Source organism: Pseudoruegeria sp. SK021, from assembly GCF_002119405.1.
Classification (GTDB): domain Bacteria; phylum Pseudomonadota; class Alphaproteobacteria; order Rhodobacterales; family Rhodobacteraceae; genus Meridianimarinicoccus.
In genome coordinates this window covers 1-15,680 of the sequence record NZ_MTBG01000048.1, presented here as the reverse complement: position 1 = coordinate 15,680, position 15,680 = coordinate 1, and the positions used below count along the sequence as shown (strand labels likewise).

Below are 15,680 nucleotides of genomic sequence, written 5' to 3'. Positions count from 1 at the left end.
CGCCCGGGCTCAGCTTGTTGGCGGGGCCCGGGCGTTGCACGAGGGGGCGCTGATCCGGCTGCACCTGGCCGCCGTTTGTCCAGCGCCGCAGGGTGCGATCGCTGATCTCCAACTCGGCACAGGCTTTGGGGCGTCGCGCGCCAGCACAGACAGCCTCATCGATCAGGGCGATGGCGGTTTGGCGATGTGGGGTGCTGATCATGCGTCCTCGTCGCCCCCCCGGATCGCCACGGCCTTTTTTCTGAGAACCAGAAGCGCTGCGGTCTCGGCCAAGGCGCGGTCCTTTCGGGCAAGGTCGCGTTCCAACTCTTTGATCCGTTTCTTCTCTTCCTTTGTGGCTAGACCAAGGCGCGCTGTGCTGGCGCGATCCCAATCGTTCGCCTGTTCACACGCTGACCGCCATGCTGTGATCTGTGCCGGATAGAGCCCGCGTTTGCGGCAATATTCGGCCAGATCAGCCTCGTTCAGCGCTGCCGTTTCCAGCACCGCCGCGAACTTGTCCCGCGAAGACCAGCCCTCAGGTCCAGCCTCTGCATCCGGCAGAAGCTGCCCCTTGCCACGCGCCGCTGTGCGCCATTTATGCAGCGTCGCCTCCGATATCCCTTCCTCTTGCGACAGCTGCCGCACGGAGAGGTTGTTTGGAGGCAGCATCCGCTTCAGCACGGCCGCCTTTCGTTCGGGTGAATATCCCACGTCATCGTCCTATCTGGCCCGCCGAAAATGTAGAGGAAAAATAGAGCGGCGGACAACTTCCCTGACAGGGCGGGCGATCGGCCAGCCAGTCCTCGGGATCGAAGGGTACGGCGAGCCGTGCATTCGCCTCTGTGGCCTGCGCGGGCACCAGCACCTGTTTCAGATCGCCGTAACGCCGGGAGCGTTCCAGCCAGATATCGCCCGAGCGGAACGCGTCGCGCAGATGGAACATGACCGCGACCTCCCACAGGCGGCCGTCCCCGACGATCTGGGACTTCAGGTGGCGGTGCCACTTCGACGTGCGCCGCAGAAAATCCGTCGGCCGGTTGTGAGCCCGATCGGACCGGATCAGCTCGGCCGCGTCCAGAAGGGGTTTGGCCACGTCCGCCCCGTCGATTTCAAGAAGCCGCAGCATCCGGGGGGCGTATCGACGAAACCGCTTATGCCCCTGCACGACATGGGCAATCGGGTCCGACGACAACGTATCCGTCAATCGGGCCGCGACGGCGACGAGAGCCTGCAAATCCGTCCATCCCGGACTGGACGAGATGGCATCCTCAAGGGATGCGTCGTCGTTCTTCGCTTCGAGAAGGGCCGTTCCCATATCCCGGAACGACCGCAAGGTCTGTCGGACCGCCGGTTGCGCCCCGACCATGCGGTCATCGCACAGCCGGGCGGCCTCCCGCCAGGTCCTGCCGACGATCCGGTCATGTGTCTCGACCACGGCATCGGCGATCGCGCGTCGCCATTCCGACACGCAGACAGCAAGGATTGCATGGCGGCGGTCGTCTGGCAAATCGCGTAATCCGTCCGCAAAGTAACGTTCGCCCTGCCGACGCAGGCGGGTGATGCGATGATCCGGAACGCCATGGAACACATCCGGAGAAACGTCGATTTGACGGAGATTATCGAGCCGATCGAGCAGCCGACGTGCGGCGGCCGAATTGTTCCCGATCTCGAACTTGCGCAGCCAGACAAACCGGGTCAGCCGGTCCTCGATCATCTCCGACAGCAAATCATCCAGGACCGCGCATTCGTCATCGCTCAAGCGATCCGCAATCCTCGTCTCGATCCGTTTCTCAGCGGCGACGAGCGCGTCGGCGCAGAGACGCTCGATGGTGGATATGGCGGGGAGGATGGTCAGGGTTCTCCGGCATTCCTCGACGAAGCGGCGGGCGATGTCCTCGTTGGAAACGGCGTGCTCGGCCTGGCCGTCGAGCCAGAGCTTCAGGTCGCGGGCACCGCGGCCGGAGAAGGTCCTGTAGCCGTAGAGCTGACGCAGACTGGCCATGTGCTCGTGCCGCGTTTCTTCGCGGGAGGCATAGGCGTCGAGGTCGGCGTCCTTGAGGCCAAGTTGTGCGGCAAGAAAGTCAGTGATCTCGACTTGGATGACCTCACCCGGCAGCAGAGCGCGTCCGGGATAGCGCAGCGCGCAAAGCTGTAAGGCGAAGCCGAGGCGGTTTCTCGGACGCCTGCGCTGGCCGATATGATCGAGATCTTTATCCGATAGCGTATAGTGCTTGAGCAGCCGCGTTTCGTCCGCGGGAAGGCCGAACAGGACCTCCCGCTGCTTCGGCGTGAGGATGGTCCGGTGGGCCATGTTTCTTTTGCTTTCGATTACTCCATTGCGTATCTTTGATTTCGATATGAGTTAAGGAAAAGTATCAATGGCCAGAAGCGCTGATCTTCGCCTACTGTCTCAAACGATCGTTTGCGACATATGCTGATCGGCTATGCCCGGGTCTCGAAGGCCGACGGTAGCCAGTCGCTCGACCTTCAGCAGGACGCCCTGATCGCCGCGGGCGTTGGTGAGAACCAGATCTACTTGGACCGGGCTTCCGGCAAGAAGGACGAGCGACCGGGGCTGGATGCGTGTCTGAAGGCTCTGCGCGACAGCGACGTGTTGGTTATCTGGAAACTCGATCGCTTGGGGCGCAGCCTGCACCATCTGGTGAAGACGGTCGCCGGCCTCTCCGAGCGCAGCGTCGGCCTGAAGGTGCTGACCGGTCAGGGTGCCCAGATCGACACGACCACAGCCCACGGACGGCTGTCCTTCGGCATTTTCGCCTCCCTCGCGGAGTTCGAGAGCGAGCTCATCCGGGAACGGACCATGGCTGGGCTTACCGCCGCGCGCGCGGGGTCGGAAAGGCGGTCGCAAGTTCGCCCTGACCAAGGCTCAGCTGCGCATGGCGCAGGCCGCGATGGCCAACCGGGACACCTCCGTCTCCGAACTCTGCAAGGAGCTGAGGATCAGGCCTGTGACGCTCTACCGATATGTCGATCCGAAGGGAAACCTGCGCGAGAACGGGAAACGGTTGCTCGGCGCATGACGCCCGAAGGTCTTGAGGGAGAAACGAACGCCATGGATCTCGACGAAGACAAGATCGACGCGGCCGTGTTGGCGCTCCTGCGCCTGACCCTTCACGACGGCCGGCGCGCCTGGAAGGGGTTCGACTGGGACAGCATGGACCGGTTGCACCGGAAAGGATGGATCACTGACCCGGTGGGAAAAGCAAAATCGGTCGCTTTCACAGACGAGGGGCTGGAGCGATCCGAGCAGCTTCTGCATCGGTTGTTCGGCAAGGAGGGCGAACCCAAGGCGTGAACGAACCCAAGGCGAGCCGTATCTGCCTTAGTGTAGGATTCCACACTCTCCCGCAAACGGCCCCGCCATTGTGAGAGTACCCCAAAGCGTGGGGCAATCACGCTGCCATTTTCTGTTCTCCCTCGGGTTTCATGCCTGGATACCATTGCTGGAACTTCGTGCGCAGAGTGCCGTCGAGCGTGCGCGTGCGGGTCTGGAGCATGAGGTGTGCCCCGGTCTTTGACCAGCGCATCTGCTGGCATTTGCAGAAGCGCTTGCCCACGACCGTGTTGACAGTGCTTTCGACAAAGCCGGTGGAAACACGTTCGCCATAGCGCCGCCGTTCTGCGTAGTTCGGGATCATCCAAGCGTTGTTGGCGATGTAGGTCTGGAATTCAGCGGCCGTTTTTCGCAGGGCCTTGATGCTGGCGTAGTCCGTTTCAATGTCGTCAAGGTCCATGATCAGATCATTGATGGCCACCAGTCCGTCAGTGAGATTGCCGTTCCACAGATATCCTTTGATTTGGCGAAGCGCTCTGGACATGTCCTCGGCCTCGTCCGGGCTTAGATGGGCGAGACCTTTGACATACTGCTGCATCACGGTGAGGCGCATCGTGACATGGAACCAATCCAGAAGATGCTCAGACGCCGGAGCCATATCCAGAGCGATCTTGATGACGGTGTCGCCGCCACCAGTCATGAAAGTAACTTGCTGATTTTCCTGCCAGCCCTGATCTTTCAGAATGTCATGCAACCGCCGTTTAGGTTTTTCATCATGGCTTTGCACAAGGCCAAGGTAGCGGTCCTGTCGATCTGTGGGGATGGACTTTCCAACGGTGACCTCAAAGTGGGATTGGCCTTTTTCACGTGACCGGACATATCCGCCGTCGAGGCCAACCGTGATCGGACCTTCCGGGGCGGGAAGGTGTTCCCGATCATAGGCGTTGGTTTCAATAAAACTGTACCGCTCATCGGCCAATTCATCCTCCATGCGCATTGCAACACGCGCCAGATGCCTGCGCAGGGTTTCCGCATTCAGGCGCGCGCCGATTGGCAACACGTCTTTGAGCAAGCCCACGGTCACGCCGAAGGACACCAGAGACGCCCATTTCGTTTCCAGCCAGAGCATTTCTGGCGCGACATGATCGGGCAGCAGCTCTGTCAGCGGGCTGAACGTTTTGGCAGACCCGGCATGGCATTTGCAATGATAGAAGCGCGGGCTGTCTACCGTGATGTCGCCGAAAACGGTTCGATACTGAACGTGCTTGCTGCCCTTGCGCCGAAGCCTGCCTGCACAGCATGGACAAGTGGACCTCACGACGCAGAATGCCTTGGTTTGGGCCGCAACAATCTCGTGCTGCAGTTTTAGCAAAAGCCCCTTGCTTTCTTCAATGGACAGCCCGATCTCGGCGACACGCTCATACCCCTTATTGAGGACGGCGATGTCATGTTCATGCACCACCCCGTTTGGGGCGGTGATCGCTATCTTGACCGATATGTCCATCTCTGGTGATCCTTCTCACTTGGCGGCGTCGCGTGCTCTCATGACTGTTTGTCTGCTGGTTTTGATGTCCCGCGCGATGGCCGAGACGCTTTCACCATTGGCCAGCCTTTGCCGTATGCGCTCTTGTTGTTCACCAGAGAGTGCGGGCGGGCGGCCTAGGACTTTCCCTTCCGATTTTGCGCGGGCCAGACCAGCCTGTGTGCGCTCAATCAGAAGATCGCGCTCAAACTGGGCGACCGCATTGATCACACCCATGGTGAGCTTTCCGGCGGAACTGGTCAGGTCCACCCCGCCCAGGGCAAGACAGTGAATGCGGATGCCAAGCGCCTCAAGCCGCGCGACAGTGCTGGACACATCAATGGCATCGCGTCCCAGCCGGTCGAGCTTGGTGACGATCAGCACATCCCCCTGTTCCATCTTCTCGAGCAAACGGGCAAAGCCCTTGCGCCGCGCAATGGCAACGGACCCCGAGATGGTTTCAGTGACAATGCGGTGCGGCTCAACTTTGAACCCGGCCGTTTCGATCTCAGCGACTTGGTTCTGTGTCGTCTGATCAAAGGTCGACACCCGGGCGTAGGCGAAGGTTCTGGACATATCAGCTTTCTGTAAAGAAATGGATGTCCATAATCCTGCCTATGTCCTATAGTCCGTCAAGCTAACCTTTGAACAGCACCCCACGCCCTGTTCAAAACCGGTCCTTAACGGACAGCTCAGATCAGCTGCTGGTGCATCAGTTTTCGGTGACGGCCCTCGCGAAGCTGAGCATTTACGTTGCGCCGAGTGAAGGACGCTTCAAGGTACGGCTCTCGGGCCTTCATCCGATCCAGAACATATTCCAGATCATCCAACGGCAGATCCTCCAACGTCTGGCCCGTGTTATGATGGTCCAGCAGCTCTTGGCCAAAGGACGCTAAAGCCTCCAGGTCCTGCCAGGCGTCATAGCCATTGGCCTCATCCCGCCGCGCCAAGTAGTCTTGGGGCCCGCCGCAATCTTCGGGCGGACACACGCCCGCGCCGCCGGCGCAAACTAGATAGGATTTCTTGGGGTCCGCATCCAGGATGGCTTCCACACGGACCTCGTGTTTCCAATAAGCTCCCATATCGTAGATGTACGAAATCCGGTCGTTCCGGCGAAACCGGAAGTCGTTCAGCGGAATATCCGGGTCCGCGGCACGCAATTCCCAAGATCCATATTCGACGGCACGAATGTCGAACTGAAACAGGTGAATACCCTCCCAGCCCATCGCAACCTGAAGGATCCCATGCAACTCACGCAAGGTGGTGAACGAGGAAACCAACACGCGGCGCCAGATCATCGGGCTGATCCCCAGAAGGCGGATCTTGAGCTGGAAGATTTTCGCGTCGTCGGGCATCCAATATCACTGCCAGACGCCCCTCAAATCCACAACTGCCCCACGCTTTGGGGTACTCTCCGCCATTGTCGCTCGAACCGTGTATGGATAGCACCCGCGGGGCAAGGGCGGATCGGTCAAGTCTGGCTTTCGGTCAGTTGCGGCCATGTATACGGCGTCTGAATTGCAGTTCACGTACTGCGCGCCCCGATGAATTCCGCGGTCGCGTAGGTCCCAATCGTTGCGCCGAAGGCGCACTTGAAAAGATCAGTCAGCGACCCACGCTGACTCAGCGCGAGGTTGTAGTCATGCCAGTCGTTGTCTTGTAGACTGTCTTTGCGGGTATGCTCATCTCGCTCAGTTACCACATCGGAATCGCGTGGTGAATCCCACGCAGGATTTGTGCAGCAAGGCCATCTGGGGGAGCGAGTTTCCACACAGTCTGGGTGGTTTTTGGCAGATTTTGAAGTTTGCTGTTTGGAAGGCAACGGGATGCACACCCATCACACAGCTTGTAGACTAGAGACATCCGGAGTAAGGTGAAAAACGTCTTCCACCTAAAAAGCCGTATTTAACGATTAACCTATTTTGAAACACGAGTATATGGTAAACTCTAATCAAACTACCCGTATTTTTTACCTAGATAATATGCGTGTTTTTTGCATGATATTCGGCGTGTATTACCATGCTGTCGCCTTTGGAGAATACGGGCTGTTCGAAGATATCATTCGCCTGTCGACTGTCTTCAGAATGGAAGCGTTCTTTCTGGTATCAGGTTTTTTCGCCGCATTAGTTGCAAAAAAACGCACGACATCGGTTTTTCTGAAGCACCGGGCACGGTCCTTATTGATCCCATTCTGTGCGACACTGGTACTGATAAATCCGATCACGATCTACCTCACGCTAGGCTTTTATAATAATCTGGCGTTTTCAAGTTATTCTCTAGGAGATGCCTACACCAATTTGATGTCTAACAGACACGGCGGGCCGGAACTCCATCTTTGGTTTTTGCTGGTCTTGATGGTCTATATTATTTTGTTTATTGTCTTCAGGCCATCGGTCAAATCGCTTGCAGCGTGGTGTGATGACAATACGAATTCGCCGTTCATCGCGCCGGTGGCGTTTGCGTTTCTTTATGCGAGCTACATGGCTTTGTTCAATTTTTCAACGCGCGCTATTTCCTATCCTCGATTGGTTTTCCCGTTCGTTGAGGACCTTCCGTATTTTATCGTCGGCGCCCTCGCCGCATACAGCGGAACCGTACTTGCAAGAACCGGTAAAATCAGCTTGCCACTTTTGGCCATCGGTGGATTTGGCTTTGCGCTTAGCCTATTTTATCGCGGCCCAGGATGGGGCACGGCCTGGGTCTTCGGTCGCGGCCTATTATCGGTCTGCCTCGTAGTGATACTAATTTGGCTGTTTAGAACCTTTTTCGATCGCCAGACATCGCTGTCTAGGTTGATGACTAATTCGATTTACACGGTGTACTTGTTTCACCCAGTCTTTCTAATTTCAATCGTATCCGTATTTGGAATTCGCGCAAACGACCTTGGCCTTGTAGCTCTGTTGATTTTAGCAACGGTAGTGGTTGCGCTGAGTGTGGTGTTCCACATCCGCGTTATTCAACGAATTCCTGCGCTGTCATTCCTATTCGCGGGGAATTTTGCCCGCCTGCCCGTCCCAACAGGCGATCAGTAAAGATTCGATGCCCGCGACTTTGTGACGTGAGTAAACGCTATCACGTATAGTGCACAAACCGCCCTCTGCACCTATAGCGATCCCTTATACGTAGCTGGCGCTGTGGCGAAAATCTGAAACGGGCCGCAGTGCCCCTTTCTCCAGACACACTTATCCCACGGTTTTCGTGACTGGTATGCCGAGGGCCGTGAACCGGTTCAGCACGGCCGCTCGGATCTGAACCTCCGAAGTTCGACACCTTCGAGGGTAATTGGGGATTTTCCGATTGGCCCGGTGAAATTAAATCAATGGCTTAGGCGTGTGCGGCGATGCGTGTTTGCGAAGTTTTGTTGTGGCACGTCATGGAGATTATTATCATTGATAGCTGATCTTAGAGCATGATATCGTTGGGGCATGTACACCAAGATCACTCAGTCTGGCGGACGCCGCTACCTGCAACTTGTTGAGGGCTTCCGTGATGACAACGGGAAGGTCCGGCATCGGGTGGTCGCCAATCTCGGCCGGATCGATGATCTCACCCCACAAAAGCTGGATCCTCTTATCAACGGACTCAACAGGGTTCTCGGGCGTTCCGAAAACACAGCCTTCGATGTCGTTCCCGAAAGCGCCAGATCCTATGGTGATGTGTTCGCGCTTCACGAGCTTTGGAAAGACCTAGGTTTTGATCGCGCCCTTCAGCGTGCCCTGCGATCCGGACGTCGCGAGTTCGACGCTGAGGCCTTGATCCGTGCCATGGTATTCAATCGTCTCTGCGCTCCGGACAGCAAGCTTGGATGCCTGCGCTAGCTGGACACGGTGGCGATGCCCGCCATGCCCACAAAGGTGACCCATCAGCACCTGCTACGCGCCATGGACACGCTCATGGAGCATGCCGAGGGCGTGGAAATGGCGCTCGCACGTCAGATCCGGCCGCTAGTGGATCAGGATCTGGCCATCGTCTTCTATGATCTGACCACCGTGCGCATCCACGGTGAAGCGGCCGTGTACGAGGATCTGCGCGCCTTCGGGATGAACAAGGAAACCGGCGGCATTGCCCGCCAATTCGTTCTCGGCGTTGTGCAAACGGCCGAAGGCCTTCCGCTGATGCATACGGTTCATCCCGGCAATATGGCTGAGACGAAAACCCTTCAGTCAATGCTACAGACTGTGTTGCAGAGATTTCCCATCCAACGGATCGTTCTGGTCGCGGATCGCGGGCTACTGAGCCTCGACAATGTCGCTGAGCTTACGGCCCTCGCGGAACGCGGCGGCCGCACTCTCGAATTCATTCTGGCGGTACCGGCGCGGCGATACACAGAGTTGATCGAGACCTTCTCACATCTGTCTTTCGATGGAGACGGCTTGGCCGAGGCGCGCTTCGCCGGCCATCGCCTGATCGTCACGCATGACCGTGAGCGGGCCATGGCGCAGTCGCAGAAACGACTTGCGCGCATCGCCGAGTTGGAAGCCATGGCCGAAAAGATGGTCGTACGGCTCGATAACCAGGATGCCGGAGAGGTCGCGCGTGGACGCCGCGCGTCCGATCGTGGAGCCTATAGCCGTTTTGCCCGCGCCGTGGCCGAGGCTGAACTGACCCGCTTCATCAAAGCTGACCTGAACGCAGACCGGTTCAGTTGGACCCTCAACGCCGAGGCGATCGCGCAAGCCGAATTGTTCGACGGCAAGCTGGCCCTGCTGACCAATGTGCCGGACATCTCACCCGCGGAGGCCGTCCGGCGCTACAAAAGCCTTGCAGATATCGAGCGTGGTTTCCGCGTGCTCAAATCCGACATCGAGATCGCACCCGTGCATCATCGGTTGCCTGACCGGATCAGGGCACATGCCCTTATCTGCTTCCTCGCCTTGGTCCTCTACCGCGTCATGCGTATGCGGCTGCGTGCCATGGGTCATGGCGCGAGCCCCAGGACTGCTCTCGATCTGCTGGCGCGCATCCAGAAACATACTACGCACATCGGCCCCAGAACCTTCACCGGAATATCCAAAACACAGCCAGAACAACTCGAATTATTCGACGCCCTGAGCCTCGCAAAACCTACTTGAGCCCCGTGTTGTGGCAAATGTCGTAACTCAGCGTAAATAGTATCAATTACTTATCGGTTTAACTGTCGAAGTTGGGGAACCTCGGCTAGCTGCATGAGCAGAAGATCGGCAAAGAGGGCTCTGAACTGCCGTAAGCTGCGTCAAGCACGAAGGTCCGCTCCATTGTCTTGGCCAGACCGTACGCGTCACCTAACGCTGCTAGAAGGGGGCGGGCCGCCCATTTCCCCGGTCTCAGTCTGCGTAGGCGGACAGGGCGTCGATGCGGGCGTCGATGGCGTCGATCTGGGCGGCATATGCGGGGCTGTCGACGCTACGGTAGCGTGCCGCAAATTCGGCGTCGGTTAGGCCCGAGGGCAGGCCGACGATCGCAGGCATAAACGCGCCTTCTTCTTGGCCAGCGGCCAAGGCCGCAAGCTGCTGCGGCGAGGCCACGGCCAGTACCTCGGCAAAGCGGATGCCGGCCCGGTCGGCCGCAACGTCGTCAAAGGAAAACCCAGATCCGCCACTACCAGAGTCGACCAGTTCTTTGATCTCCCCAAGCCCGAAGGAGGCAACGCTGCCCCCGGTCGCCTGCAACGCAGCGGACAGGATGAAATGTTTGCGCAGGTCGGTGCGCTCGGCCAGTCGTGTGCCCTCGCAGGCCGAGGCTTCGGTCCCGCCGCCGGTGATGTCGCCGGCGATGGTGACCACCACCCGTCGGTCGCCACAATGGGCCGCCAGAGCCAGCAGCGCAGCACGCCGGGCGGCGTTGCGGTCCGCACCGTCGGCTTCGGCTGCAGCGACCCGGTTGGCAGTAAAGGCGAGCCAGGGCGCGACGCTGCCCGCGCCGGGCAATGCGCCGTCGTGCGCCGCTCGTGCCATCGCCGCGTAATCGGCCGCGGCCCGGCTGACATCGCCGAGCCCGACCGCCTCGCGCAGACCGTCCATGGTTTGCGAAAACAGCGAGTCGTCACCCAGCCCTCCTGTGTCGAAAGTCAGGGTGAGCAGACCCGGTGCGGTCTGGACAGTCTCTACAGCCCCAATCAGTCGGCTGCCGATATCTTCGCTGGTGATCGCATCAAGTGCCAGCCGCAGCGCCGCCAGCGTCGGGCCAGGCGGAAGGTCGAGCCGTCCTAGCCGCACCGCATGCAGTTCAATTCCCGCGGATGACGGCGCGACCGCGATTGAGAGGTTGACCCAGCCCAACCGAGCCAATCGCGGCAGTTGGGCGGAGACCACGACCCACAGGCCGGCCGCGTCGATTTCGGTACGCCCACGCAGCGGTTGCAGAACCCGTCCGCCAGTGGCCAGCAGGGCTTCTATCTCGGCGGAACTGGCGCTGAGGCTGGCACTGCCATCCTGGCCTCTAGTGGTGTTGCGAATTCGGCGCGCCACGTTGCGGGCTTCTGCCGCCTGCTGAGGCGACAGTTGCGCGGCCTCGGTCAACAGCGGTTCGGATTGGAAAGCCGCCACCGCCAGACCAATAGGGGCCGCAAAAAGCACCAGAATAAGAAAGACTACGATGGCTCTCAACATCCGCGCGCCTCGTTTGTGGGGCTGCCATCTGCATCAAAAGACCTCGGTCCACGCTGCTCGATTGCTACCTGATCACCGGTACAATCTGTCGAAACAATCTCAACCGACGGGCTGGGGCTGACGTCGGACATTGTTGCGCCATTCTTGATATCTTCGAGTTTTGTCAAACGCCCCCACAAAAGCGCAAAAATGTTTCTTAAAACCGGACTTTCGGCTTTGATATTTGTACGAAAATCATCAACTAAGGAGAGTACCCCAAAGCGTGGGGCACTACACACAGACCCTGCCAAAAATGCAAATGTATGCAGCTAAATCTTGTCATCTCATTGAAAATCCGCTGCCAGAATCGGACCGCTGCCCCACGCTTTGGGGTACTCTCCTAATACGCGGGTTTGGTTGGCGGCGGGCGTGACGGATTGTCCGTCGTCATATAAAATGGGACATCAGAGCTGCTTGAACGTGGGAGGCTCTGGTTCGGTTGCGTGATTGATTATGCGGCTTGTTTTTGATGTTGCAAGCGGCGGCATTGGATTGTCTGTTTCTTGATTTTCTCCCTTTCTCTTAGAATGGCTTTGTCCCGATCAAAGTAGACGTCGGCTGGTGTGACATTGTTCAGGCTCTCGTGGTATCGCTGATTGTTGTAGTGGTCGACGAAGGCGCCGATCTGACGTTCGAGATGGCCGGGAAGATAGTAGTTCTCCAGCAGGACCCGGTTTTCATCGTTTGATGCCAGCGTTTGATCTTGCCCTGGGTTTGCGGGTGGAATGGCGCTCCGCGGACATGGTCCATCTTCTGATCCTCCACACATTTGGCCAGATCGCCAGAGATGTAACAGGATCCGTTGTCGCTGAGCAGACGGGGTTTGTGTCGGACCATGGCCTGGTCGCAGCCTGATGCCGTCAGGGCCAACTCGATCGTGTTGGTGACATCTCAGCCCGCATGTTTGGGCAGAGTTTCCAGGCAATGATGGAGTTCATAATGGAACACGCTTCGTCAGGGGCCTGATTGACCGTTCACAGATGTTGTTGTCCAGTTCCAGAAGCCCGGTGTCGAGGTATGGACGCGCCTTTGGCAGGCGGCCGAGTGCGTGGCGGATCGCTTCGGCCATGGTTCATGTGCGCCGCAAGTTTGTCGATATCTATGAAAGCGAAGGCTCCGCCATCGCTGAAGAGGCAATCAAGCGCATAGCCGCTCTGTATGCTGTGGAAAAAGAGGCCCGTTACACACCGGCTGAAGACCGCGCGGCCCTGCGGCAAGAAAAGGCAAAGCTGATCTTCGACGATCTCGAGGCCTGGCTCGCGCTGCAACTCCCCAAAATCTCCGGCAAATCGAGCCTCGCAGCGGCCATCCGATACGCGCTCGGCCGCATGCCCAAAGCCCGCGCATATCTCGAAGACGGGCAACTTGAGCTGGACAACAATATCTGCGAGCGATCAATCAGGCTGGTGACTCTGGGCCGCAAAAATTACCTGTTCATGGGGTCAAAGGGCGGTGGGGACGCCGCTGCCATCGCCTACACCCTCATTGAAACCTGTCGCATGAACAAGATCGACCCCAAAGCATGGCTGCGCTGGGTCCTCGCCCGCGTCGCAGACCACAAAATGACCCAGCTCGAAGACCTCATGCCCTGGAACTGAACGCAGGAATAAGTCAACACCAGTCAGACCAGACGGATACTTTTGGTCGGCAAATTTGCACCGTTTTTTCTGTGCGCCGCGATTATCAGCTTGGAGGGTCGGCGCGCCTGTTTTAAGGGCTGTGGTTTCTTGATGCGGAGCCCGGCAGTGGCGAATGTGTCTCCGCGCGCTGCTTCTAGGAATATGTTATCGTGTAGGGAACGGTTCAGGTTTCCGATGTCAGCTTGCCCATCTGAAAGAAGCTGGCGGACCGAGTAAGTGGTAGAGGTATCGGTTATGTTAGCAGTTCACGCACAAGATAGCGCCGTTATTAGGGTGGCTAGGGTGCTTTGCATTTTTTTTATGATGTCGGTTCATGTCTTTCCTGGTCCATCTCGTGACTCCTTCCTCACAGAAGGTCATGGCGCAATCATAGGGGTTGTCTGGCTCGACTTTTTGGGACGCGCCAGCGTAGCCGCTCTGAGCTTGGTCAGCGGGTTCCTTTTAGTCGGGGCGCTCTGCAAGTATTCTCCAGCACAAATCTTGAAAGACCGGGCTCGTGTCTTGCTCGCTCCGATGGTGACGTGGAATTTGATCATGCTGATTGCGCTTCTGGGGGCTGCGGCTATCGGTGCCTCCTTCAGCCGAGAACTTCCGCCTTTGACGCCGTCTGCACTTGTCAATGCGCTCACTGGCTTATTTGGACCAAGTATTAATCTGTCCTTGTTTTTTCTGCGCGATCTCTTCGTCTCGACAGCGATTATTGTTCTGACTTGGCGATATATTCGTGACTACCTCTGGGTCGCTTTAGGTGTGGTTTTCGTCGTGACGATCTTCAAGTTGACCGATCCGATCATCTTTCGGCCGACAATTCTTCTGTTCATGTTGGCAGGATGCACCTTGCGCGCCCAACACATTCCGTTGAGTTCTCTCGCGAAGCCGCCCGTCTTCTTCTTCGGCATCTTGGGCAGCGGCACGGTCCTGCTGGCCTGTCACTATCTTCTTGAAACGCATGGCGGGCCCGTGAGCGACATTCAGAATATTGCCAGACGAGGGATGCTGGTGTTTGCTGTGATTGCCGTTGCCGTCCTGATTGGCCATAGTAAGAGGCTACAGGCCTTCTTTGATCACCTTGAGCCAGTCGCCTTCCTTGCCTACCTCAGCCATGCGCTCCTTGCCAAGCTGATCTGGATCGCAATGGCTCCGCTCGGACTGTCGTTAATGGGGCCGTCCTATTTGTTCTATTTCTTCATGGCTCCGATGCTGATGTTTGCTCTCGTGTTTCCGTTGCATGCGCTGATCAATGCTCTGCGCATGCCTCTGCCGATATTTCTCCAAGGAAAGTCGGCGAAGAAGCCAAAAAAAAATCGCTCCGAACCTATGCTCGGCTTCAGACTTCGATAACGGGATCATGTCCGCCAAGCCGTTGAGGGACTTCTGAAATAAGCTTCATCTGTGGGCCGCGTTTGGGCGGCATCTGCTAGAAATCGTAGCGGATATGCTGGCCTGACAACTGGCCCAACGGGGAGCGCTCCGTAAGTGTCCGGTTGAGCCGCGGTTTCAGGCCCTTTCGGGCTGCCAGTTCCACGGCATGAGATCGTCGATGCGATTGATCTTGTGATCAGGCAGGCGCTGGAGGACCCATGTGAGCCACGCTTCGGGGTCGACGTCGTTCATCTTGGCGGTCTCGATAAGCGTGTAGGCGATGGCGGCGGCTTTTCCGCCGCCGATTGACCCCATGAACAGGTAATTCTTGCGGCCGAGGGCAATGGGGCGGATCGACCGCTCGCAGATGTTGTTGTCGAGTTCGAGGCGGCCGTCGTCGAGATAACCGCGGGCTTTGGGCATACGGTTCAGGGCATAGCAGATGGCTTCGGTCAATTTGGTCTTGCCGGAGATCTTGCGCAGTTGTGCCTGCAGCCAAAGTTCCAGATCGTCGAAGGCAGGCTTGGCCTTGGCCAGCCGCAGGGCCGCACGCTCCTCTGGGGATTTCCCTCGCGCCTCCTTCTCGACAGCGTAAAGCTGCGCAATCTGTTTAATCGCCTGTTGGGCAATGGGAGAGCCGGCGCGCTCGACCTCATCGACAAATTTGCGGCGCACATGGACCATGCAGGCCTGTTCGTCAGCCTTGCCCACGCCAAACAGGCCATTGAACCCGGCGAAGCCGTCGGCATGGACCGTGCCGGTATAGCCCGCGAGATGGTTGGCGGGGTGTTCGCCCTTACGATCGACGCTGAACTGATACCAGGCGCAGGGTGGTGCCACCCCGAACCACGGGCGTTCGTCCCGGACATAACTCCAGAGCCGGGCAGTTTTGGTCTTCGTTGTGTTGGCGCGCACCTGCAGTTTGACAGGGGTGTCGTCCGCAAACAGGGCTGGCCCCGCCCGGACCAGTTTGCCGATGTGTTCGGCCATGGGTTCCAGCAGGGCCGTCGTGCGCCCGACCCAGTCGCTCAGCGTGGAGCGGTGCAAATCGACCCCTTCGCGGGCGTAGATCTTGGACTGCCGCTCGAGCGGCAGGTGATCGCAATACTTACCGACCAGCATGTGCGACACGAGGCCGGGACCGGGCCGTCCGCGTTCGATCAGGCGGGACGGCAGCGGGGCCTGGGCGAATGCTTCACAGCAGGTGCAGGCCATGCGGGGGCGGATGAACCGCCGCACGACGAAGTGACCGG

Annotated in this window: 10 protein-coding genes and 6 pseudogenes; 6 read left to right on the top strand and 10 right to left on the bottom strand. The window is 58.3% G+C overall.

Annotation, left to right across the window (positions count from 1 at the left end):
• The 3 genes and pseudogenes from BV911_RS17055 to BV911_RS17045 all read right to left on the bottom strand — a co-directional run.
• A pseudogene (locus BV911_RS17055) lies at positions 1-202 on the bottom strand (helix-turn-helix domain-containing protein); the annotation flags it as partial.
• Positions 199-693 carry a transposase gene (locus tag BV911_RS17050; protein WP_086054797.1) on the bottom strand — a complete coding sequence of 165 codons (495 nt, stop codon included), beginning with the start codon at positions 691-693 and terminating at the stop codon, positions 199-201. The pseudogene BV911_RS17055 and the gene BV911_RS17050, both read right to left, overlap by 4 nt.
• Positions 694-766: 73 nt before the next feature.
• Positions 767-2,293, bottom strand: a pseudogene (locus tag BV911_RS17045) (DUF4158 domain-containing protein); the annotation flags it as partial.
• A 120-nt stretch (positions 2,294-2,413) separates the two neighbouring features.
• Between BV911_RS17045 and BV911_RS17040 the strand changes: the two are divergent.
• Together BV911_RS17040 and BV911_RS20270 are read left to right on the top strand one after the other, a co-directional pair.
• Positions 2,414-3,023: pseudogene (locus BV911_RS17040) on the top strand (recombinase family protein).
• Entirely contained in the window at positions 3,020-3,298 is a 279-nt protein-coding gene (locus BV911_RS20270) for a DUF6429 family protein (protein WP_086054796.1), read from the top strand. The pseudogene BV911_RS17040 and the gene BV911_RS20270 overlap by 4 nt, the downstream one beginning before the upstream one ends.
• A gap of 97 nt (positions 3,299-3,395) precedes the next feature.
• Here BV911_RS20270 and BV911_RS17030 read toward each other — a convergent pair whose 3' ends face one another.
• From BV911_RS17030 to BV911_RS20085, 3 genes are all read right to left on the bottom strand, one after another.
• Positions 3,396-4,781, bottom strand: coding sequence for an ISKra4 family transposase (locus BV911_RS17030; RefSeq protein WP_086054795.1), 1,386 nt, complete (start codon positions 4,779-4,781; stop codon positions 3,396-3,398).
• Positions 4,782-4,796: 15 nt separating this feature from the next.
• Complete coding sequence (locus BV911_RS17025; RefSeq protein WP_086054794.1) at positions 4,797-5,375, bottom strand: recombinase family protein; 579 nt, start codon at positions 5,373-5,375, stop codon at positions 4,797-4,799.
• A 116-nt stretch (positions 5,376-5,491) separates the two neighbouring features.
• Complete coding sequence (locus BV911_RS20085) at positions 5,492-6,154, bottom strand: plasmid pRiA4b ORF-3 family protein (RefSeq protein ID WP_086054793.1); 663 nt, start codon at positions 6,152-6,154, stop codon at positions 5,492-5,494.
• A 582-nt stretch (positions 6,155-6,736) separates the two neighbouring features.
• Between BV911_RS20085 and BV911_RS17015 the strand changes: the two genes are divergently transcribed.
• Together BV911_RS17015 and BV911_RS17010 are read left to right on the top strand one after the other, a co-directional pair.
• Positions 6,737-7,831 carry an acyltransferase family protein gene (locus BV911_RS17015; RefSeq protein WP_086054792.1) on the top strand — a complete coding sequence of 365 codons (1,095 nt, stop codon included), beginning with the start codon at positions 6,737-6,739 and terminating at the stop codon, positions 7,829-7,831.
• Between the two features lie 393 nt (positions 7,832-8,224).
• A pseudogene (locus tag BV911_RS17010) lies at positions 8,225-9,871 on the top strand (IS1634 family transposase).
• 231 nt (positions 9,872-10,102) lie between these two features.
• On the opposite strand, the gene BV911_RS17005 reads toward BV911_RS17010, so the two are convergent.
• From BV911_RS17005 to BV911_RS19265, 3 genes and pseudogenes are all read right to left on the bottom strand, one after another.
• On the bottom strand, positions 10,103-11,386 hold the full coding sequence (locus tag BV911_RS17005) for a hypothetical protein (RefSeq protein WP_086054791.1): 1,284 nt from the start codon (positions 11,384-11,386) through the stop codon (positions 10,103-10,105).
• 490 nt (positions 11,387-11,876) lie between these two features.
• A pseudogene (locus tag BV911_RS17000) lies at positions 11,877-12,354 on the bottom strand (integrase core domain-containing protein); the annotation flags it as partial.
• A gap of 26 nt (positions 12,355-12,380) precedes the next feature.
• A pseudogene (locus tag BV911_RS19265) lies at positions 12,381-12,494 on the bottom strand (transposase); the annotation flags it as partial.
• 7 nt (positions 12,495-12,501) lie between these two features.
• Here BV911_RS19265 and BV911_RS16995 point away from each other — a divergent pair.
• Positions 12,502-13,023, top strand: coding sequence for a transposase (locus tag BV911_RS16995; RefSeq protein WP_371588311.1), 522 nt, complete (start codon positions 12,502-12,504; stop codon positions 13,021-13,023).
• Between the two features lie 276 nt (positions 13,024-13,299).
• The gene (locus BV911_RS16990) at positions 13,300-14,406 is read left to right on the top strand and encodes an acyltransferase (RefSeq protein WP_139840131.1); all 1,107 of its coding nucleotides are present in this window, start codon (positions 13,300-13,302) and stop codon (positions 14,404-14,406) included.
• Positions 14,407-14,562: 156 nt separating this feature from the next.
• On the opposite strand, the gene BV911_RS16985 is transcribed toward BV911_RS16990, so the two are convergent.
• The coding region (locus BV911_RS16985; RefSeq protein ID WP_086054789.1) for an IS66 family transposase at positions 14,563-15,680 on the bottom strand (1,118 nt) is incomplete at its 5' end.